At 37.7% G+C, this 22,078-nt stretch carries 15 protein-coding genes and 1 tRNA gene; 6 read left to right on the forward strand and 10 right to left on the reverse strand.

Going from position 1 to position 22,078, the window contains the following annotated elements; all coding sequences use genetic code 11:
- Positions 1-101 precede the first annotated feature (101 nt).
- From IWB64_RS20005 to IWB64_RS20025, 5 genes are all read left to right on the forward strand, one after another.
- Positions 102-2,207: a bifunctional aldolase/short-chain dehydrogenase gene (locus tag IWB64_RS20005; RefSeq protein ID WP_194535694.1), complete on the forward strand. Its 2,106-nt coding sequence runs from the start codon at positions 102-104 to the stop codon at positions 2,205-2,207.
- Between the two features lie 82 nt (positions 2,208-2,289).
- Positions 2,290-3,570 (forward strand): sugar isomerase, encoded by a 1,281-nt coding sequence (locus IWB64_RS20010; protein ID WP_194535695.1) that lies wholly within the window; start codon positions 2,290-2,292, stop codon positions 3,568-3,570.
- Between the two features lie 10 nt (positions 3,571-3,580).
- On the forward strand, positions 3,581-4,954 hold the full coding sequence (locus tag IWB64_RS20015) for an FGGY-family carbohydrate kinase (RefSeq protein ID WP_194535696.1): 1,374 nt from the start codon (positions 3,581-3,583) through the stop codon (positions 4,952-4,954).
- A 9-nt stretch (positions 4,955-4,963) separates the two neighbouring features.
- On the forward strand, positions 4,964-6,112 hold the full coding sequence (locus IWB64_RS20020; RefSeq protein ID WP_194535697.1) for an alpha-hydroxy acid oxidase: 1,149 nt from the start codon (positions 4,964-4,966) through the stop codon (positions 6,110-6,112).
- Positions 6,113-6,125: 13 nt separating this feature from the next.
- Positions 6,126-7,544, forward strand: a complete 1,419-nt coding sequence (locus IWB64_RS20025; RefSeq protein WP_194535698.1) for a purine-cytosine permease family protein — start codon at positions 6,126-6,128, stop codon at positions 7,542-7,544.
- A 17-nt stretch (positions 7,545-7,561) separates the two neighbouring features.
- On the opposite strand, the gene IWB64_RS20030 is transcribed toward IWB64_RS20025, so the two are convergent.
- Entirely contained in the window at positions 7,562-8,548 is a 987-nt protein-coding gene (locus IWB64_RS20030) for a hypothetical protein (RefSeq protein ID WP_194535699.1), read from the reverse strand.
- A 166-nt stretch (positions 8,549-8,714) separates the two neighbouring features.
- Positions 8,715-10,469 carry a sulfatase family protein gene (locus IWB64_RS20035; protein ID WP_194535700.1) on the reverse strand — a complete coding sequence of 585 codons (1,755 nt, stop codon included), beginning with the start codon at positions 10,467-10,469 and terminating at the stop codon, positions 8,715-8,717.
- A gap of 377 nt (positions 10,470-10,846) precedes the next feature.
- Here IWB64_RS20035 and IWB64_RS20040 point away from each other — a divergent pair, with 377 nt between their 5' ends.
- On the forward strand, positions 10,847-12,544 hold the full coding sequence (locus tag IWB64_RS20040; protein ID WP_194535701.1) for a carbamoyltransferase family protein: 1,698 nt from the start codon (positions 10,847-10,849) through the stop codon (positions 12,542-12,544).
- Between the two features lie 81 nt (positions 12,545-12,625).
- On the opposite strand, the gene IWB64_RS20045 is transcribed toward IWB64_RS20040, so the two are convergent.
- From IWB64_RS20045 to IWB64_RS20080, 8 genes are all read right to left on the reverse strand, one after another.
- A tRNA-Pro gene (locus IWB64_RS20045) sits at positions 12,626-12,699 on the reverse strand.
- Between the two features lie 66 nt (positions 12,700-12,765).
- Positions 12,766-13,680: an alpha/beta hydrolase gene (locus IWB64_RS20050; protein WP_194535702.1), complete on the reverse strand. Its 915-nt coding sequence runs from the start codon at positions 13,678-13,680 to the stop codon at positions 12,766-12,768.
- 15 nt (positions 13,681-13,695) lie between these two features.
- Positions 13,696-14,418: a M15 family metallopeptidase gene (locus IWB64_RS20055; protein WP_194535703.1), complete on the reverse strand. Its 723-nt coding sequence runs from the start codon at positions 14,416-14,418 to the stop codon at positions 13,696-13,698.
- Between the two features lie 90 nt (positions 14,419-14,508).
- Positions 14,509-16,365, reverse strand: a complete 1,857-nt coding sequence (locus IWB64_RS20060; protein ID WP_194535704.1) for a DUF5060 domain-containing protein — start codon at positions 16,363-16,365, stop codon at positions 14,509-14,511.
- A 235-nt stretch (positions 16,366-16,600) separates the two neighbouring features.
- Complete coding sequence (locus IWB64_RS20065) at positions 16,601-17,422, reverse strand: sugar phosphate isomerase/epimerase family protein (RefSeq protein WP_194535705.1); 822 nt, start codon at positions 17,420-17,422, stop codon at positions 16,601-16,603.
- A gap of 49 nt (positions 17,423-17,471) precedes the next feature.
- Positions 17,472-18,191 carry a gluconate 2-dehydrogenase subunit 3 family protein gene (locus IWB64_RS20070; protein ID WP_194535706.1) on the reverse strand — a complete coding sequence of 240 codons (720 nt, stop codon included), beginning with the start codon at positions 18,189-18,191 and terminating at the stop codon, positions 17,472-17,474.
- Between the two features lie 2 nt (positions 18,192-18,193).
- Entirely contained in the window at positions 18,194-19,912 is a 1,719-nt protein-coding gene (locus tag IWB64_RS20075; protein ID WP_194535707.1) for a GMC family oxidoreductase, read from the reverse strand.
- A gap of 91 nt (positions 19,913-20,003) precedes the next feature.
- The gene (locus tag IWB64_RS20080) at positions 20,004-22,022 is read right to left on the reverse strand and encodes a thioredoxin domain-containing protein (RefSeq protein WP_317171992.1); all 2,019 of its coding nucleotides are present in this window, start codon (positions 22,020-22,022) and stop codon (positions 20,004-20,006) included.
- Positions 22,023-22,078 lie beyond the last annotated feature (56 nt).

The raw sequence follows: 22,078 nt of genomic DNA on the forward strand, positions 1-22,078 counted from the left end.
CCAAAAAAAAACATTTTTATTTTTCACATAAGCGGTACAGTACAGGACACAAAGCTTTCTTTCATAATCTACTTTTGCTATCAAACATAATAACCCTTTAAATGAAAAATACAACACAACAATTCAAGTACGTCGATCATCTTTGGGATGAAAAGAAAGCAGCTGCACTAGGTGATGACCAAGTGGCTTTATTTCTTTATCGCTCAAATATTCTTGGGGCAGATTTAAGAATAACTAACTATGGTGGTGGAAATACGAGTTGCAAAACCATTGAAAAAGACCCATTGACCGATGAGGATGTAGAGGTTATGTGGATTAAAGGTTCTGGTGGAGATATCGGTACATTAACTAAAGCTGGAATTGCAGGTCTTTATACTGAAAGATTAAGAAGTTTAAAGAATGTCTATGGAGGTCTTGAAGATGAAGATCGCATGGTTGGTCTTTTTAACCATTGTATATATGACCTAGACAGTAAAGCCCCTTCTATAGATACGCCATTGCACGGGTTACTTCCGTTTAAACATATTGACCACCTACACCCAGATGCTTTAATAGCGGTTGCCGCAGCAAAGGACAGCGAAAAGGTTACCAAAGAAATTTGGGGAGATACAATGGGTTGGGTACCATGGCAACGACCAGGTTTTGACTTAGGTCTTCAATTAGAAAAATGTCTGAACGATAACCCTGGTATACGTGGAATAGTTTTAGGAAGCCACGGACTTTTTACTTGGGGAGATACTTCTTATGAATGTTACATGAACAGTCTTGAAGTTATTGAAACTGCTTCTGAATACATAGAAAAAAAGATTGCCGCTAACGGAAGTGTGTTTGGCGGTCAAAAGATAAAAAGTCTTGCAAAAGAGGAGCGTTTGGAAAAAGCCGCTCAACTCATGCCAATGCTAAGAGGCCTCTGTTCTTCTGAAAACAGAATGATCGGGCATTTTAATGATAGTGATGTTGTTCTTGAGTATATCAATAGTAATGATTTAGAGCGCTTGGCACCTATGGGCACGTCATGTCCTGACCACTTTTTAAGAACTAAAATTCAACCTTTAGTATTAAAGTTAGATACTAAAGAAGACCTTTCTGATACGGAAGCCGTTCTTGCCAAATTACGTCCAGCTTTTGAACAGTACAGAAAGGAATATCAATCCTATTATGATAACCATAAGCGTCCTAATAGCCCTGCCGTTAGAGATGCCAGTCCGGTTATAATTATATATCCAGGAGTAGGTATGTTCAGTTTTGCTAAAAACAAGCAGACTACCCGCGTTGCCAATGAATTTTACGTAAACGCTATTAACGTAATGCGTGGTGCAGAAGCTATTACGGAATACACATCCTTGCCAAGACAAGAAGCTTTTGATATTGAATATTGGTTACTAGAAGAAGCAAAATTACAGCGTATGCCAAAAGAAAAACCATTATCCCGCAAAGTAGCTTTGGTTACTGGTGCAGGTGGCGGTATAGGTAAAGCTATTGCAGATAAGTTGGCCGAAGAAGGTGCCAATGTTGTATTGACGGATATTGTTGAAGATAGATTAAAAGAAGGTGTTGCTACTTACGCTAGAGATATTGCAAGCTATGCTGTTTGTGATGTAACAAAAAGCGAATCAGTTGCAGATGCCTATAAAAAGGCTTGTTTGGAGTTTGGTGGTGTAGACATCGTTGTTCACAGTGCCGGTCTTGCCATTTCAAAACCTTTAGAAGATACTACGGAGAAAGATTGGGATATTCTTCAAAATGTTCTGGTAAAAGGCCAATTTGAACTAGCAAAACAAGCGGTAGCGGTTATGCGGAAACAAAACCTAGGTGGTGACGTTATTAGTATTGCTAGTAAAAATGGTTTGGTTTCAGGCCCAAATAATGTAGCTTATGGAACAGCTAAAGCTGCCCAACAACATATGGCTCGTTTACTAGCCGCAGAGTTAGGTGGTGATAAAATACGTGTGAATACGGTTAATCCTGATGGGGTTATTGTTGGTAGTAAAATATGGGAAGGAGATTGGGCCGAAGGTCGTGCCAAAGCATACGGAATTACGGTTGAGGAGCTTCCTACCCATTACGCAAAGCGTAATCTTTTAAATGAAATTATTTATCCTAAAGATATTGCCGATGGGGTCTTTGCCTGTGTTGGTGTATTGAACAAAACAACAGGAAATATTATTAATGTAGATGGCGGTATGGCCAATGCATTTGTACGATAGTTAGTTCTGAGTTAGTTAGTTTGTTTTTTTACTTCCATGGGCCGTTTAACCCATGGAAGTATTTTTTAAAATGTAATACTTTATGAGAATAGACAAAGGTCAACTTGGAGATACCAATAAAAAAGGAATCACCGAGCATAATGAGCGTTACGATTTTTTAGCCTATACACTTTTAAAAAAGGGTAAAGATGTTAACGTAATAATTGAGAAATTACAGGACTTTCAGGTAGCCATACCAAGTTGGGCATTGGGCGCAGGTGGTACAAGGTTCGGACGTTTTGGATTTCAAGGAGAACCTTCAAGTCTAGAGTTAAAAATAGATGATGTTGGCTTAATTCACTCACTCACTCAAAGTGCAGGAGCCATATCATTACACATACCTTGGGATGTACCTACAGATTACAATGCCATTAAAGATTTGGCAAACTCTCATAATATCCTATTTGACGCAGTCAACTCAAACACTTTTCAAAATCAAAAGAACAGTAAGGAGAGTTATAAGTTTGGCTCTTTAAGTAACACGAGTAAAGCTGCTCGTGAACAGGCTGTAGCTCACAATATTGAAGTAGTTAAAATTGGAGAGAAATTAGGTTCAAAAAGCTTGACGGTCTGGTTGGCAGACGGCTCTAATTTTCCTGGACAAACTAATTTTCAATCGGCTTTACAAAATACAGAAGATAGCTTAAAGGACATATACAAAACACTTCCGGAAGACTGGAAAATGTTTATAGAATATAAACCCTACGAACCTAATTTCTATAGTACGGTAATTCAGGATTGGGGAACTTCATTTATGCTAGCTAATGCTTGCGGAGAAAAAGCGTATACTTTAGTAGATTTAGGACACCACCTTCCTAACACTAATATTGAACAAATAGTTTCCACCTTAATGTTAAAGGGAAAGCTAGGCGGATTCCATTTTAATGATAGTAAATATGGCGATGACGACCTTACCGTTGGTAGTATAAAGCCTTATGCTCTATTCTTAATTTTCAATGCTTTGGTTTATGGAATGGAAAACAATCCACAAAACCCTTATCCAGCTTGGATGATAGATGCCAGTCATAATATAAAAGACCCGTTAGAAGATTTAATCCAATCTTTAGAGGCCATACAGGAAGCGCACGCGAAAGCATTGCTTGTTGACCAAGAATTATTAGCTAAGGCACAACTGAATCATGACGTTGTTAAATGTCAAGAGATTCTTCAAGATGCTTACCGCACAGATGTTAGACCATTGTTGCAAAAAGCAAGGTTAAACAGCGGCGGGGCATTAAACCCAATTAACGCTTATAGATCTTTAAAGGTGAGAGAGAATTTAATAAAAGAAAGAGGTGCTAACTCCGTAGCATCCGGACTATAATTACATCATTATGAAAGTTAAAGTAACGGCCGTATTTGATATTGGAAAGACGAACAAAAAGTTCTTTCTTTTTGATGAAAATTTTCAAGAAGTTCATCGAGAATATAATCGTTTCGAAGAAATTGAAGATGAGGACGGCTACCCTACTGAAAATCTTGCTGCTCTAGAAGTATGGGCTAAAGAGGTCTTTGATAACATGCTAGATTCTGAAAAGTATGAAATTATAGCTTTAAACTTTTCATGTTACGGAGCAAGCTGGGTACATATTGATGAAAACGGAAAACCACTCACGCCACTTTACAACTATATGAAGCCGTTAAAAGATGATGTTTTTACTTCTTTTAATAAAGCTTACGGACCGGAGAAAGAATTATCAAGAGTAACAGGCTCTCCTCAATTAGGTATGTTAAATACCGGTATGCACTTATATTGGTTAAAAAATTCCCAACCAGAAACTTTTAAAAAAATAAAATACTCCCTGCATCTACCTCAATACCTCAGCTATTTATTTACAGGTATTCCCGTAAGTGAATATACAAGTATTGGTTGTCATACCATGCTATGGGACTTTGAGAAAAAAGACTATCATTCATGGGTTTATCAAGAGGGGATTAATAAAAAATTACCCCCTATTGAATCGTCTAGAAAAACGACCCTCGTAAATTACAAGGGTAAAACAATTAAAATGGGTGTTGGAATCCACGATAGTTCTTCTGCCCTAATTCCGTATATCAGAAGTGTAACCAAACCGTTTTTGCTAATTTCTACGGGAACATGGAGCATTTCAATTAATCCGTTTAACGAAGGAATGCTTACTCCAGATGATATTGAGAACGACTCATTGTTCAATATGAGAATTGACGGTAGTCCGGTTAAAGTTTCCCGGTTGTTTTTAGGTAACGAATACAAACTTCAGGTAAAAGCGCTGTCTGACCATTTTAATGTGTCACCAGATACCCATAAAAAAGTGAAATTTAATCAAGATACTTTTTTTGAAATCAATAAAGATTTCACCCATATGTTTAAGTGGTCTAGTATGTCATCAGAAGACATGCCTAATGAGACCAAAATACCCTATGATAAATTTGAGCATGCCTATCATCAGTTGATGTTGGAATTGGTTTTCCTTCAAGAAAAAAGTATTAGAGCGGCAATAGGAAATTCTGAAATAAACCAACTTTATATTGATGGTGGTTTTAGTGACAATGAAATCTATATTCAATTGCTTTCCCAATTTATAGGGAATATGAAGCTTAGCACCACAGATTCTTCTTTGGGCTCTGCCTTAGGAGCCGCTATCGTTATTTCTGATATTGTATTAGAGTCTACATTTTTAGACAAAAACTACGCTGTTAAAAACCATCGTCCATTTATCCTTAAATAAACCAATGATATGACCAAGGAATTCAACCCGGCCTACCCTTCCATGGATGATTTGAGAAACAAAGCTATGAAGCGTATACCTAAATTCGCTTTTGAATACTTGGATGGTGGCTGTAATGAAGATGTTAGTATAACTAGAAATACTTCGGAAATACATGAAGTGCAACTACAACCTAGATATTTAAGAAACCAAGGTATTAGTTCTACAAAAACCAAAGTACTGGGTATGGAGTTTGATGCACCATTTGGCATTGCTCCTGTTGGTCTGCAAGGTTTAATGTGGCCCAATTCTCCAGAGATTTTAGCTAAATCGGCTTTCAAAAATAACATCCCTTTTATTCTTAGTACAGTGACCACCATGAGCATTGAACGGGCAAGTGAATTGACAGAGGGCAATGCGTGGTTCCAGTTGTACAACCCTGCTGAGGATGCTTTAAGAGATGATATTATCAATAGAGCGGAAGCTGCTGGGTGTCCAGTATTGGTATTGCTTTGTGATGTACCCACTTTTGGATACAGGCCTAGAGATATTCGTAATGGATTGGCCTTACCCCCAAAAATGTCATTGACCAATATTTTACAGATTTTAGGCAAACCCACCTGGGCAATGAACACCTTAAAACATGGCCAACCCACCTTTGAAACATTAAAACCCTATACACCAGAAGGACTCAACTTAAAGCAATTAGGGCAGTTTATGGACAAGACTTTTTCTGGCAGATTAAACGAAGAACGTATAAAACCTATTCGTGATAAATGGAAAGGAAAATTAGTCCTCAAAGGAGTTGCCTCTGAACAAGATACCCAAGATGCCATTCGTATGGGATTTGATGGCATTATCGTTTCCAATCATGGCGGCAGACAATTAGATGCTGCCCAATCTACTATAAACTCACTTTCTGAAATAACAGAAAAATATGGAGACCAGATAGAAATTATGATGGATAGTGGGTTACGCTCAGGACCGGACATTGCAAGAACTATGGCTAGCGGGGCTAAATTCACTTTTATGGGGCGTTCTTTTCTTTACGGTTGTGGTGCTCTAGGAGATAATGGTGGTGACCATACGATATCCATGTTAAAAACGCAGTTTAAACAGGTTATGGACCAGTTATGTTGTGAACGTGTCGAAGACTTACCAAATCACCTTATTAAATAAACTAACCACCTCTATGAGCCAAAATCATCACGAAGAAGAACTAATTGAAGAATTGGTCGGTGGCGAATATGAAAGAGAACCAATACCCACATCAAAACTAAAAAGCTGGAAAAGTTTTTTAGGGATGTATGCTGGTGAGCATGCCGCGGGAACCGAATTTATGATTGGCCCATTATTTTTGACTGCTGGTGTCAGTGCTTTTGATTTAATTGTAGGTTTATTGATAGGAAATCTTCTTGCCGTATTAAGCTGGAGGTTTCTAACCGCAAAAATAGCCGTAGAAAATAGGTTGACACTTTACTATCAATTTGAAAAAATCTGTGGTAAAAAACTGGTTATTGGTTACAATCTGGCCAACGGCATATTATTCTGTTTTCTTGCTGGTGCCATGATAACGGTATCAGCCACAGCTGTTGGTATTCCCTTTGATATGGAAATGCCAAAACTAACCGACACCACGCCTAATGGAGCAACCTGGGTGATTATTGTAGTACTTATAGGAGCTGTAATCTCACTGATTGCCTCAAAGGGATACGACACCGTATCTAAAGCAGCAAATTGGATGTCTCCCATAATCGTACTTGCTTTTTTGGCCTGTGGAATTGTTGCTTTAAATCAATTAGGAGTTAAGAGTTTTACGGATTTTTGGAATATATGGGGAGAAGGATCAGAACCCTTTCCCGGACAATTAAAATACACCTTTTGGCACGTAGTGATATGGTCATGGTTCGCTAATGCAGCTATGCACGTAGGTATGTCTGATTTATCAGTTTTCAGATTCGCGAAAACAGCCAATGCCGGATGGACTACCGCTGCAGGAATGTACGTAGGTCATTACATGGCGTGGATTGCCGCTGCACTACTCTATGCCGTCTATTTAAAGTCTCCTGAAGCGCAAGCTTTCCTATCCAATGGAGAAGCACCACCGGTAGCGCCAGGGCCTCTGGCAAACAATGCTATTGGAATATTTGGAATTATTGCGGTAGTCTTAGCAGGATGGACAACGGCAAATCCTACGATTTACAGAGCTGGATTAGCCTTTCAGGCCATTATGCCTAAACTGTCTACATTTTGGGTAACCATTATAGCGGGAACAGTAGCGACAATTGCCGGATTGTTTCCCGCTTTTGCCATGAAATTATTAGGCTTTGTTGCGCTCTACGGATTTATTCTAGCTCCTTTTGGTGCTGTTATCGTATTTGAGCACTTTTTCCATAAACAAGCGGGAATCGTTAAAAACTATGCTGAAGTGGCAAATATTAAATTCAATAAGTCGGTGTTCTTGGCGTGGGCCATCAGTTTTGGATTGTTTTATTTTATTTCAATTCAATTTAATGTGTTTCTTTCTTTTGTAACCTTGCCAGCATGGTTATTATGTGGCGCTTTGTTTTTGGTTTTTAGTAAATATTTTCAGAAAAAACAAGCTGATTAAAATTGAAAATCTTTTAATTAATAATTTACATAAACTAGAGAAAAGTTGCCACCAGTAACTTCCGTAGTACTGTTGTCCGTAGTATCTATTCCTGTGAGGCTAAACTCTCCTTTTATTAGGGTTAATTGGGGTCCTACTTCCTTTGCAGTAATGACCAACATACCAGAGCTTTCATACGACACAAATTCATGATCAATTTCATCATAGCGCGAAAGGACAACTGAATTAACGCTACTATCTGCATTAAAATTAAAGCTACCTTCTTCTGTTGTATCGTGATTTATCGATATGGATATTAGGTGTTCGTTATCACTTAATTGGTTAAATGTTATGTCAGTACCACTAACAAAACCTCCAGCCTCAAAGCTACTTGTATTATACCAAGCTTCTCCACCTATTTGTGCATGAGTTCCCAAATTTGCTATGCCCGGTTCCGTTTCAATATAACTGGCTATAAAACTTCCTTCCACTTCATGAGAGTCAGATTCTATGTCATACTCATCCTCATATAATTTTCCTGAGAATTGAACCTCAACCTTTTTATTAACTTCATCAATATTAACCAACTCAAACGTGAAAAAATTAGACGTGAAATAGGCAAAATTTCCTGATGAAGGAAAATCAAAATCGGTTGTGGAATATGAAGTTATTTTTCCTTGGTCGCCAAATGTATTGAATAGCAGATTAATGCTGTTCCCGTCTGACCCCGAAGCGGTGATGCTTAATGTATTTTCTACTTTTTGTCCAGTCCAATTGTCTATGCTTACTGTTTCTCCCTCGTAAACATAATTAAAAAAATCTTCCTCGGTAATCGCAACATTATCTTCAGAATCTTCTTCTTCAATTTCCTCTTCATCAATAACTTCATCATCTACAGATTCTTCATCTTCAATAATTTCTTGATCCTCCACTACATTTTCTTCAAGGACAGAATCTATATCGTTAGAACAAGAGACAATAAAAAGAATCAAAAAAAAGTGGCAAACTAGCTTTATATTTTTCATAGGGACAGGTAAAGTTATTTTTAAATCTGGGTCGTTATCTGAACTATAACGCATCAAGGATTTTGGTATTGCTTTATCTGTTAATTTTCAATCCAGTGTTTTAATTAAGTTCTTTATTGACATCTAACTTTACTACTTCCGTTTGTGAGCTCTCCTTTTAAGGGAATTATAATTCTTTCTCTATTACTTTACTTGGCACATAACCAATTCTATATGCTTGCGCCATAACCTTACTTCCTGACGGAATTTGAAATGGCTTTTGATAAATGCTCCATGCTTTTGGAATAACTCCTTTACTATCAATAATTTTATACCCCAATGATGCACCTTTAGTAGAACAATTCATTGTAATTACATTATCATTAGATTCCATTTTGGGGTCTGAAGTTATAGGCTGGCTGGCTGCTCCGTTCCATAATTTAGTAATCAAGTCTCTTTCTGGAAGGCTGGGGTCATCCCCTATCTCACTAAGCCACTCATCCATTTCCGTTCGTAACTCTTTTAGTTTTTTATCATAAGTAGAATCTTGGGCCAAATTGTTTACTTCGTACGGATCTGTCCTACAATCATATAATTCCTCGGGCTGCTTACTTTCCCTAAACCAAAGAGATTGTATGCTATCTAAACTACCTTCATCACGTAAGCGCAACAGCTCTTGCATAGTCGGTATTCTTTCTCTGTATTCAACCGGCAAATAATATCCTTGATTAGGTCTGTAGTTTCGTATATACTTAAATTGGTCATCACGCACAGCACGAATTGCATCAGAAAACCCATCAAAACGGTCTGCTGCACCATGAATATATTCTCGTTCTTTTTTAGCCTTGTATTCTCCTGAAAAAGCTTGCCCTTGCATGTACGCCGGCGGTTCAATTCCCACTAAAGAAAGAAGCGTGGGAGCAAAATCTACAAAACTGATTAAATCTTCATCCTTAGTTTCCGAATGTTGCATATGGGGGAATCTTATAATCATAGGCGTATTTAATCCTGAATCATAAATTAAACGCTTCTCTCTAGGTAAAGGTCCTCCATGATCTCCGTAGAAAAAAACAATCGTATTCTCCAAAAGTCCATCTTCCTCCAACTGTTTCAATACTGCCCCAACTTGCTTATCCATTTCAGCAATATTATTATATACCTTCCACATATCTCGTCGCACTAGAGGAGTATCCGGTAGATAAGGAGGAATAAAAAATTCTGTGTCTTTGGACAAATGTACTGGAGTTTCTTGTTCTGTTAGGTTACCCTTATCCCATGTATAGTTTCTATCTCCTGCATGATAATGTCTGATTTCTGAATTTTTAAATCCGTAGGGTTCAAATAAACCAGATTCGTGTGTCTGGTTAAAATTAAAAACCGAGAAAAATGGTTGATTTTCACCGCGATTTCTCCAATGTGCGTACGGGCTGCTTTCATCCCAAGCAGTTTTGGGAGCTTTAAATTGATAATCTTCTTTGTCATTATTAGAACAATAATATCCATTCATCCGCAGTAATTCACTTACCATACGAGTTTCTGACGGTGGAACAGCCCCATAAGATGGTAAGCCTGTAACCTCTGTATACGAAGTAGTTCGCATACCATTGGCGCCAATACTCGTGGGATACATTCCCGAAGTAATCGCCGCTCTACTAGGAGCGCAAACTCCAGATGTTGAATACAAATTTGAATAAACTACACCTTCTTTAGCCAAGCGACTTAAATTGGGCGTCACAATTGTAGAATCTCCAAAAGAAGGAATGTAGGGTCCCATGTCTTCTGTAACCAACCACAAAATATTAGGCCGTTTGGGTAATTCTATTTCTGAAGAAACGGCAACTTCTTTTCCGACTTTTTTAGTTTTTGTTTGGCATCCATTTAAAAATATAAAAACAACACTAAAGGACAATAAAGTCCGCAAGAATGAGATATACTTGTTCATTTTTTAGATTTTATTTTAATGCTTGGCTGTCTAAGACTAAAAAGTGGTATTTACTTCCTCCATTTTAATTGTTCACTGAATATAACCAATAAACTATTCAACATTATAACCCACCACAACCAAATATAATTTCTCTATCTGTTTTACCTGTCCTGTACTGTGCCGTAATAGTTTCTTTATAATTGTAAAATGTATTAAATTCCGTAGATTAAAAGAACTCGTTCTAAATACTTCATAGGCTGTCTATTATTGGATATTGTAAAATAAGACAAGCTGAATAAAGTACTTTTAAACAATTAAAAAAGAGACATTTGTCATATAATTTCTCTTAATAAAGACCTATTTTTAAACTTACATCAACCAATACCACACTACAAATGATCATATTGGGGCTTAACTATTATTTTCATGATTCAACGGCTTGTATAGTAAAAGACGGAAAACTAATAGCTGCAATTGAAGAAGAGCGATTAAACAGAGATAAGCATACACAAGCCTTTCCTGTAATGGCCATTGATCGTTGTTTAAAATTGGCCGATTTATCATATGAAGATATTGATCATATTGCAGTTTCCATAAAACCAACCACCAATTGGAAACAGAAAGTGGTCTTTCTCTTAAAACATCTTGGTAGTTTTATGCCTTTTATTGGTCATTACCTAGTAAATGCCTATGCCAAACAACGCCGTTTTTGGATATGGTACAGGCAACATTTTAAAACAAAGGAAGAAGGTCCAAAGGTTCATTTTATAGAACACCATCTTACTCACGTGGCGGGTTCATTTTTTGTATCGCCTTACGAAGAGGCTGCTCTTTTGGGAATTGATGGTTCTGGTGAGTGGGCCACTTCTTGGTTAGGTTATGGAAAGAACAATACGGTAACCCGTTTTGAACAAAGTTACTTTCCACATTCCTTGGGTTCTTTTTACGAAGCGGTTACCGAATTTTGTGGTTTTAGACCCAACTACGATGAAGGAAAAACAATGGGATTGGCTCCTATGGGAAACCCCAATACTTTTATTAATGAAGTAAGAAAACTTGTTACCGTAGATAAAAGCGGGAAAATAAAAATTGACCTAAGCTATTTTAACTATCAGCATATTGTCGGTAAAAGGTGTTCGGATAAATTCTATAAAACTTTTGGTAGGCCACGCATACACGGTGAAGAATTTGAACAACATCATATGGATGTAGCGGCTGCCTTTCAAAAAGTATTGGAAGAACGTCTATTGGAAATATGCGACATTCTATATCAGAAAACAAATGCTAAATTTTTAGTACTCTCGGGCGGCGTTTCATTAAACAGCGTTGTAAACGGAAGGATTGTTAGGGAGAGTCCGTTTGAAGATATATACGTAATGCCCGCTGCAGGGGACAATGGTACAGCCATTGGAGCAGCCTATTACTTATATAATGGTATTTTGGGCAATCAGAGAAACTTTGTGCATGATGACCCCTACGTAGGAACAAGTTATACTAATGAAGAAATAAAAAAAGTCATTGACGGAGCTAAACTAGAAGCCGAGTACATAGACGATATCTGTCAAAAAACAGCTGATTTATTGGCAGAAGGAAATATTATAGGATGGTTTCAAGGTCCTATGGAGATTGGTCCCAGAGCATTAGGTAGCCGAAGTATTTTGGCAAACCCTGCCTTTCCGCAAATGAAAGATAAAATCAATGCCGAAGTGAAATTTAGGGAAGCCTATAGGCCCTTTGCACCCTCTGCTCTTGTAGAATCATATAAAGATTTTTTTGATTTGAAAGTAGAAGCTCCTTTTATGCTTAAGGTTTGTAATGTTTTAGAAGATAAACAACATTTAATACCTTCCATTACACATGTTGATGGTAGTGCACGATTACAAACGGTAAAGAAAGAATTGCATCCCAGATATCATGAAGTAATTGAAAAGTTAGGAGAAAGAACCGGAATTCCCGTTGTGCTAAATACAAGTTTTAATATTCAAGGTGAACCTGTTGTAGAATCCCCAAAAGATGCGTTACGATGTTTTTATTCTACAGGATTAGATTACTTGGCAATAGGTAATTATCTATTGAGCAAGCGAAATAGTTGATATCAAACGAATACAACAAAACAAAAAGCACTGTAAACTATTTAGTTAACAGTGCTTTGGAACCACATTGAAAGTGATTAGTCGGGATGACAGGATTTGAACCTGCGACCCCACGCCCCCCAGGCGTGTACGCTACCGGACTGCGCTACATCCCGAATTTGGATTGCAAAAATATAAAAGTTAGACAGATATTCTGTTATCTTTTTTGAAAAATACTAGAACTACTTTAGACTCTCCATCCATCCAAATAAAAGCTCTGGCCAGGTTCTTAAATATGGGTCTTGTAACCCCAAAGCAAAACCGTGACCTCCTGTAGGAAACACGTGTAATGCAGCAGGAACCTTGTTTTCTACCAACGCCTTGTAAAATACCAAGCTATTTTCTACGGGAACAGATGTATCATCAGTAGCATGCAGTAAAAAGGTAGGCGGCGTATTAGCCGATACTTGTTTCTCATTACTAAAACGATCAACTGCTCCTTGTTTAGGATTATCCCCCAATAAATTATTCTGAGAACCTTTGTGAGTAGATGATTGATTAAAAGTAATTACCGGGTAACATAACGTCAGAAAATCTGGTCTTGCGCTTAATTTATCTGCTTCATCAATTGGTGTATATACTTTTTCATTAAAATGAGTTCCTAATGTAGATGCCAAATGTCCACCCGCGGAAAAGCCCATAGCGCCAATTTTATTGGGGTCTATATTAAACTCTTCTGCTTTACTTCTCACTAACCGCAATGCACGTTGGGCGTCAATTAAAGGTACATCTTCTTGATTAGTCTGAGATACTGGTGATGGTAAACGGTATTTGACTACAATACCGGCTATGCCCTTACTATTTAAGAATTTGGCTATGTCAATACCTTCCCAATCATAGGCTAAAATACGATATCCGCCTCCAGGGAAAATAACCATTGCTTGGCCAGTAGCATTCTTTTTTGAAGGCAAATACACCTCAATTGTTGGCTCTTGCACTTTACTAATGCGTAAAATATCTTCTATTACATGCTCTTCTTTTTCATTAGATACTACGTGGTTAGGTATCTTGTCTTTTGGCCATAAAGGTATTATGGTGTCTTGTGAAAATACGTTTACACTCATTGCAAATACCGTAAGGAATATGATTTTTTTCATCTTTAACTATTGTCATTAATTACAATCCCATTTAAAATTTGCTATTGGATATTTGTGCGCGCCATCTAGATTATAATGCCACCATTCTGTTCTGGTAGACCAAAATCCATGTTTCTCCATCGTTTCTTTCAAGAGCTTTCTGTTTTCCAATATCTCTTTTGGTAAATCGAAATTATCATGGTAAGCCCGTTTTCCGAAAAAATCAAAATCGGTTCCCATATCCAATTCTTCGCCATCTAAAGACTCCAAAGTAATATCTACAGCACCACCCTTGTTATGAATAGAGCCTTTTTTAGGATTGGCTACATATTGTGGATTAGGTACTATTTTCCACATTTTGTATTGTACCGAATTTGGTCGGTAACAATCAAAGAATTTTATACGTACGCCGCTTTTTTTGAAATCTTCATTCGCCTTTAATAATGCCTTTGCCGTTATTACACGTGTATAGCACTCCGGGCAATCGTAGACTTTTTCTTTAAGAAAATTATTTTTGGTAGCATATCGTAATTCATAACCAAAACCATCGCTAAAATCTGCCAAGCGAACAAATGTGGTGTCCGCCAATTTATCAAAAGTCTTAAATATTTTCTTAGGAACTTCCTTTTCTTTAACTACCGTATCTACTTGTTGTGTAGTTACACCTTCATTTTTCTCTACATTCTTTTCTGCTTTTGGCTTATCTCCACAAGACATGAAAAATACAAATAAGATAAGGGTACTATAAAAATTCCTCATAAAAAATAAATTATCTACCTGACATGAGATATTGGTCAGGTTTTAGGGATATATTGATATAAAATCGATTTTCAATTTACATGCAAGATATTACTTTCTTGCTATAACAATTACCCAATCTTTCTCTTTTTGCCCATTGTAAGCTGATAATTCCACACTATTAGGTTTGGTGATTTTCCAACCTTCATTTTGCTTATCAAACAGCATTCCTCCTGCTTTAGGGTCATAAAAAGCAATGGTAAAAGCACCATCGCCTATGGCAAGATCGGTATTTTCATTCTTTGGTAAATACACTACGTAAATTTCATCCTTTTTAGCAAAACAGTACGCTTTATCGTTACTCAATAACTCGTCATGATTTTGCATTGTTTCATACGGCAAGTGGTCTTCAAAAAACTTCTTCGCATTATTGCTGATATCCCACCAAGCATCACGCGCTCTAAAATCTTCTGCAGAGATATCATTATTGGGCACATCTTTACCACCAAAATACCAGGAAGTACCGGCCGCCCCGGACATTAGGCTTCCCCAAAGACTGCTGTGCATTACCATGTTATGATTATGATTGGCGGCAGTATCCGTAGTTACTCCAATATCCCAATGACCAATTTCATCAAGGTAAACTACCCATGGTCTTTTTTTCTTTACAGATAAATCCAACCACTTCTTCACTTCCTTATGTACTTCTGTTGTATCGAACATTTGTAAAGAAGGAATTTCAAAATTACGGTACCCTAACATAGGTGTGAACGTTTCTTTTATAGGGTCTAGAGGTCTACCCTCTCTTCGTTCACCAGTAACACGGACATGATTATGAACCGCTATAGGATGTTTATAAGGGTCTATCTTACGAATGTAATCTGCATAATTCTTTAACTGCTCTGGGCTACGATTGGTTTCTTCCCCTAAATTCCAAACTATACCCAAATGATGACCAAAACGAGCTACTAATTCTTTATAAAATAGTTTCCGTTCAAGTCCTAAATCACCCTTGTTCAAAACCGTATCATTTTCCGTTTCTTGAGTGAAAACGTTCATGGCCATTCCCAGTTTATCCATATGAGTAAAAACCGTTTCCCATTGATCTAGTTTACTAACATCATATCTTGTTTGCTCTTTAGGCGCAATCCAAGGCCATACATCATTTCCGTCTCCATTTTCGTTCATAACCAGAAAATAAAGACTATTCATTCCTTTGTTAGACAAATAATTAAGGGCTCCTATGATTCCTTTTCCATTATTAAAGCCCCATACCGGATCATTATCCTTCCAATCATCAACATGTGATGGATATTCATGAAGGCCATCTTCTAATGTTGGCGTATCTGGACCTCCATTATCATATGTACCATCAAATTCCGAATAGGCCAAAAAGTTCTCAGGGCTACCCACTCCATTTTTTAAGAAAGGTTTTCCTGTTTCACTTTGCTTCAGATAATGCGTGCCGTTATAGACGAGCATCCCTTTACTATAAAATCCATTTTCGGTTGAATCTATAGGCTGCACTTCAAAGTTTCCTTTTATATCCCAAATACTTTTATTCTTTTTAGGTAGGGAAAATTGCTTGACGGCAATATTTTTCCCTTCCATTAAATAAGCTGTAAAATCCCATTTACCAGTTTTACCGGGAGAAAATTTTACTTGCCATTTATTTCCAGCTTCAGCACTAGAGTTGGCCGCATCGCCATCTGCAGCAAAATACCCGTGAACTGCATAGGTGGTATCTTTATTTGAGAAGTTAACCAATAATGAATAGTCCAAAAACGGATTTATAGAATCCATTTCAGATACTTCTGGTCCGTTGAATGTTAAGGTGATGGGTTGCCATTTCTTTAAATTACCTTCAAGCAGATAATTCTTAGTACTTCCTTTTTTTGTACAAGAACCGAACACGAAAACAAGTGCACAGCTAAGCACAAAAAACTTCATTGGTCTGTGGGAACACATAAGCAGTTATTTGGTTTTAAGCGACCATAAGGTAACAATATTTTTTATTAACAGGCTACATTTCTCAGTTCTATTAAGCAGAATAGAACCAATGTTTTTTTTCAATTTAACCACCTTACATCTTTAAGATCTGTAGTGCATACAACCTATTATAAAGCACCAATAAAATGATTAAAAAACAAAGGCCTTTACCTCAAAAAAGATAAAGGCCCCTGCCATTAAAATTTGTACTAGATTACTTTTCTAAGCTCTTTAAGTATTCTAAGCTTTGAGGTACTTGTTCAACTACACTAGATGATTCATCTTCTATGAACATATACTCAATTCCCAATTCCTTAGCTTCGGCAACAATACCAGCAATATCTACTTGACCTTGACCCAGAACTACGTTAGTTTCATGATCTTCTTGTCCCGTATTATTCCCTTTTACTCCTTTTTCCATGTCCTTCAAGTGAAGTAAGGTGAATTTAGACTCATATTTCTTCATCAACGCCAATGGATCTGCTCCACCGTGTTGTGCCCAAAAAACATCTAATTCAAAAGTATAGTCCGTTGCGTTTTTAACCATATAATCGAATAAGGTTCCATCTTCGTACGGACGAAATTCATAACCATGTGCATGGTATGCCAAAGTAATACCGTTCTCCTTCAATAATTTGCCGGCCTTATTAAATACTTCCGAAGCATGTTGCGTCTCTTCCAAGTCCCATTTGTTATCATCATGAGGTACCCAAGCACACATAACATACTTGGCGCCATATGCTTTTGCATCTTCCACTACTTGCTTTGCATTTTTCTCTAAATCGCCAAACTTAGCTCCTACACTTACCACATCCAGACTATTCGATTTCAATAATTTCTTGAATTCATCTAGCGGCAATCCGTAAGTTTCGCCTCCTTCAATTTTCGTGATTCCCCAGCCTTTAATAGTCTCAAGTGTTCCGGGTACATCTGTCTTAAACTGATTTCGTAAACTATAAAGCTGCAAACCCACTTCCTGTGCCGATAGCGATACCGTAAAAAGAGCTGCTACTATAAAAACATTAATTTTTTTCATTTCCTTATATTTTGATTAAAAGCGGATAGTTGTTCTAAACCAGGTTTATCTATGTTAACAAATTTCCCTTCTCATCCCATTCAGCAATATCGTTCCTCTTACTTTGATCTACACATTTGGCAATCCATTCAGGATCATATGCTACACCATGTTTTTTGAGAACCTCATCTGGAACACCGTCCCAAACATTAGGCGAATTTCCTTTGTACCCCAAATCTGCAAGCCCCACTTTTGATGTGTAGTAACCTGTAACAACAAGATTACGCATCAATGCAAAAAATTGGATTTCTAGAGGTTGGTTATCCAAAGGTATCTCTAAATCTTGGTTACAGATGGTATCCAAAATCTGTTTCTGTTGTTCCAAGCTAGCGCCTTTAAACTCTATTTCATTATCTGAATTAGACCTGTGATCCAACCACATTAGACCTCCCAATAACGTATTCTGCATATCGGGCATATCCTTACCAATAAACTCAATAAATGCAGGAACATCTGCTTCAATAGGGCCTCCGTGTGGTTCTTTTGGTGGAAGGATAACTGTGCTTAAAACGGCAATAGTTTCCATCTCATGTTCATTGAACAATTGCTCCGCATTCAATTTTTCTACGCGCTCCATTTCTTTAGGCGTCCTTCCATAATAATTGGTATCTGTAGTAATGGTAGTTTCTGGCACCACAGGTTCGTCTCCTTCGGTCTTACATCCGTGAAAGGCAAGTGCCGAAGCACCAGCTCCAAGAATCATGGTCTGTATACTCTTTCTTCTATCCATCATTAGAGGTTTTGTTGTTTAAGTTGTTCAATAATATAGTCAGATGCTCTCCAAGAAAGTGCCAATATAGTCCAAGTACAGTTTTTGTCCGCTTGTGAAACGAAAGGACCTGCATCAACTATAAAAACATTGTCCACATCGTGCAATTGGTTGAACTTGTTGGTTACAGAAGTTTTGGGGTCATTACCCATACGGGTAGTTCCTACCTCATGGATAATTTCTCCTGGAGCATGAAGACCATAGTCCTTATCCTTACCAGGTTTGTTCAAATAGATTCCGCCCATGTTATGGGAAATCTCTTCAAAAGTATCCTGCATATGCTTCGCTTGGCGAACTTCAATATCAGACCATTTGTAGTTGAACTTTAAAACGGGAATACCATAATCGTCCACTGTAGTCGGGTCTATCTCACAGTAATTTTCCTTTACCGCTAAACCTTCTCCTCTACCGCCAAAACCTACTAATGCTCCGTAATACCGCTTAACGTCATCACGTAGTTTGTCTCCATAACCACCGGTTGGTTGCCCCACCAATTTATTGAAACTGTCCTGGTCAAAACCGAAGCCGTAATTAGGTTGCCCCATACCGCCCCAAACCTCAATATGGTATCCTCTAGGAAAACCTAAAGCTTTATTATCTCCCCACCAAGGTGAATAAACGTGCATACCCCCTACACCATCTTCGTTATAAGAAACATCACGATCCATTAAATCTGGTACGAAAGCCATACCACTACTACCTGTAGAATCATGTAAATATTTACCAACAAGGTCACTACTGTTTCCTAGACCGTTAGGATGCTGCTTACTCTTACTATTTAAAAGAATACGTGCCGAACTACAAGCCGAGGCTGCCAGCACAACTACTTTAGCTTTTAGCTTGTACTCTTTTCTATCTTCTTTGTTGATGTACGAAACACCAGTTGCCTTACCTTCTGCATTGGTCGTCACCTCTCGTACCATAGCATTTACGTAAATCTTTACTTGACCTCCGTTCTTCTGAGCAGGAAAAATCAAACAACTACCAGCGGAGAAATCCGCATATACAGAACATGACCTTGAACATTGACCGCAATAGAAGCAAACCCCGCGCTCGTTATTGATACGTTTGGTAAGCATTGAAAGCCGACCAGGAATTACAGGAATACCTGATTTTTTAGCTCCTTTTATATAAAAAAGTTCGTGCAGCCTTGGTTTTGGAGGAGGAAGGAAAAAACCGTCCGGATCATTTTCTAGACCTTCGTTGGTACCAAAGACCCCTATTAATTTATCTACTTTATCGTAATATGGTTTTACATCATCATAACCTATTGGCCAATCCTCACCATGACCATCACGTGTCTTTCCTTTAAAATCTTTTGGTCCAAATCGTAATGATATTCTTCCCCAGTGGTTCGTACGCCCACCTAGCATTCTAGAACGCCACCATTTAAAGGTTGTGCCTTCTGCATGGGTATAGGGTTCACCATCCACCTCCCAGTCACCATAGGACATGTCCCACTCACCAAAAGCGCGCGTGGTACCCGCCCCACGACGTGGAGAATCGTAAGGGTTCTTTAATTGAGTCATTGTCTTCGGATCCGCAGGATCAAAGAAAGGTCCTGCTTCTACAACGGCTACTTTTAGACCAGCATCTGCCAATTGTTTTGTAGCCATACCTCCACCTGCCCCGGAGCCTACGATAATAACGTCGTACTCCTCAGGGTTTTCCTTTATTTGCATATGTTGTTTGTTAATTTGTTTGCACAATTTATAAATAAAAAGTGTATACCCACCTCTTTTTTAACACTGGGTTTTACAGGTATTATTACAACTAGAAGTTTTTTAATTGTATAAGAGCTTCTTTTATAGTCTTTACCGGTAATTTACATGTGGTATTCTGACAAACATAGATAAATGTATTATCCTCCACATACCGATCTTTAAAAAGAGGCGCTTTACTCTCTACCTTACTTCCTACTATTAAAGCATTTGACAATTGAATTTCATTTAGAGCTTTCACCAAAATATCTGCGTCTTTGCCCACTACTGCAATTTCAAAATACGGATAAGTATTGTTCAACAAAAGTGCATTCCATTTTGAATAACTAGGTGCACTTTCAGTAATTACTGGCACCATTGCAGATAACATCAGCTTTGACTTTTTGGTGTAATCCGTATTATACTCCAAATGTCCCAATTGAAAAAGATTATTTGCCATGACAGCATTGGGTGAAGGAATTACACCATCATCCGTTTTTATTATTTTGGCGATGAGAGTATTTCCTTCATTATAATGGTACATACCAGATGCGTCATCTGCGAAATCTTGTTCTACGGTCTTATTTAATTCCTTGGCAAAATTGAGGTATTCCTTATTTAAAGTGACTCCATAAAGCTGAAGCGAAGCATCTATCATGAAAGCATAATCCTCAATAAAACCTTCTTTACGCTGACTTCCTTTTTTATAAGTATGTACAAGCTTTACGTTTTGGAAAGAATTGGATTTTATAAAAGAAAAAACACTTTCTGCCTTTTCTAAAAATCTATCCTGACCAAAAGCCTTATAAGCATCTACCAGTCCATTAATCAAAAGAGCATTCCAAGATGTAATAATTTTATCATCACTTCGTGGGCGCACTCTTTTACTTCTTGCTTCTAACAGTTTTTTATTCCATTCGGATTTTATAAAATTTAGCTTACTCTGCTCTATACCGTGCTCTTTTACGAACGTAGCATCGTCTCTCTTTCTGTGTAAAACATAATTTTCATGCTCCCAAACTGCTCCTTTACTTATAGTATAATAGTCCGAAAAAAGTTCAAAACCATCTTCCAAAACCAACTTTAACTCTTCTTCTTTCCAAACATAGAATTTACCCTCTTCCCCTTCACTATCCGCATCCAAAGCGGCATGGTAGCCTCCATTCTCATCTTTCATTTCCCTGTCTAGAAAATCTACAGTTTCCCAAACCACATCTTTATACGCATCATCTTTAAAAATAGTATATGCTTTGGAATACAAACTTAATACCTGGGCATTGTCATAAAGCATTTTCTCAAAGTGTGGCACTTTCCAAAAGGGATCTGTACTGTACCTATAGAAACCACCACCTATCTGGTCATAAACACCACCCAAGGCCATTTTATCTAACGTGTTTTTAACATGATTCTTGGCTTTTTCGTCTTTTGCTAAATCGGCATAACTCAATAGAAAATCTAGATTGGTGGGAATCATAAATTTCTGAACGCCCTTTTCTCCACCTTCTTCTAAATCCCAGTTCTGACTCCAATTTTCCACACTTGTATTTACGGCATCTTTGGTTATAGCATCAAAATCTTTTGCAGGTTCCACTAGGTTCGCCTCTGCAATTCCAGCTGCCACCATGTCCGAATATTCTTCTGCCTTTTTAGGGTCATTTTTATATAGCTCGCTTATTTTGGTCAGTACTTTTGTCCACTGATCTTTAGTATGATAAGTCCCCCCGTAAAGAGGTTTTCCGTTGGGTAATGTAATGACATTTAAAGGCCACCCACCATTTCCTGAAATTAATTGCAATGCAGTCATATACACTTGATCAACATCCGGACGTTCTTCACGATCTACTTTAATATTGATGAAGTTATCGTTCATGATTTTTGCGACCTCCTCGTTCTCAAAAGTTTCATCTTCCATAACATGGCACCAATGGCATGAAGAATAACCAATACTCACCAACAACAATTTGTTTTCTTTTTTTGCTTCCTCTAATGCTTCTTGGCTCCACGCCCTCCAATTAACCGGGTTATGTGCATGTTGTAACAAGTACGGACTTGTCTCTTTTGCTAGGGCATTCGTGTATTTATGTGTTATCACTTCTTGCTCGGTTTTATTCTCATTGCATGAAACATTAAAAAACATGACAAGTATTA

Source organism: Zobellia nedashkovskayae (assembly GCF_015330125.1).
Classification (GTDB): Bacteria; Bacteroidota; Bacteroidia; order Flavobacteriales; family Flavobacteriaceae; genus Zobellia; species Zobellia nedashkovskayae.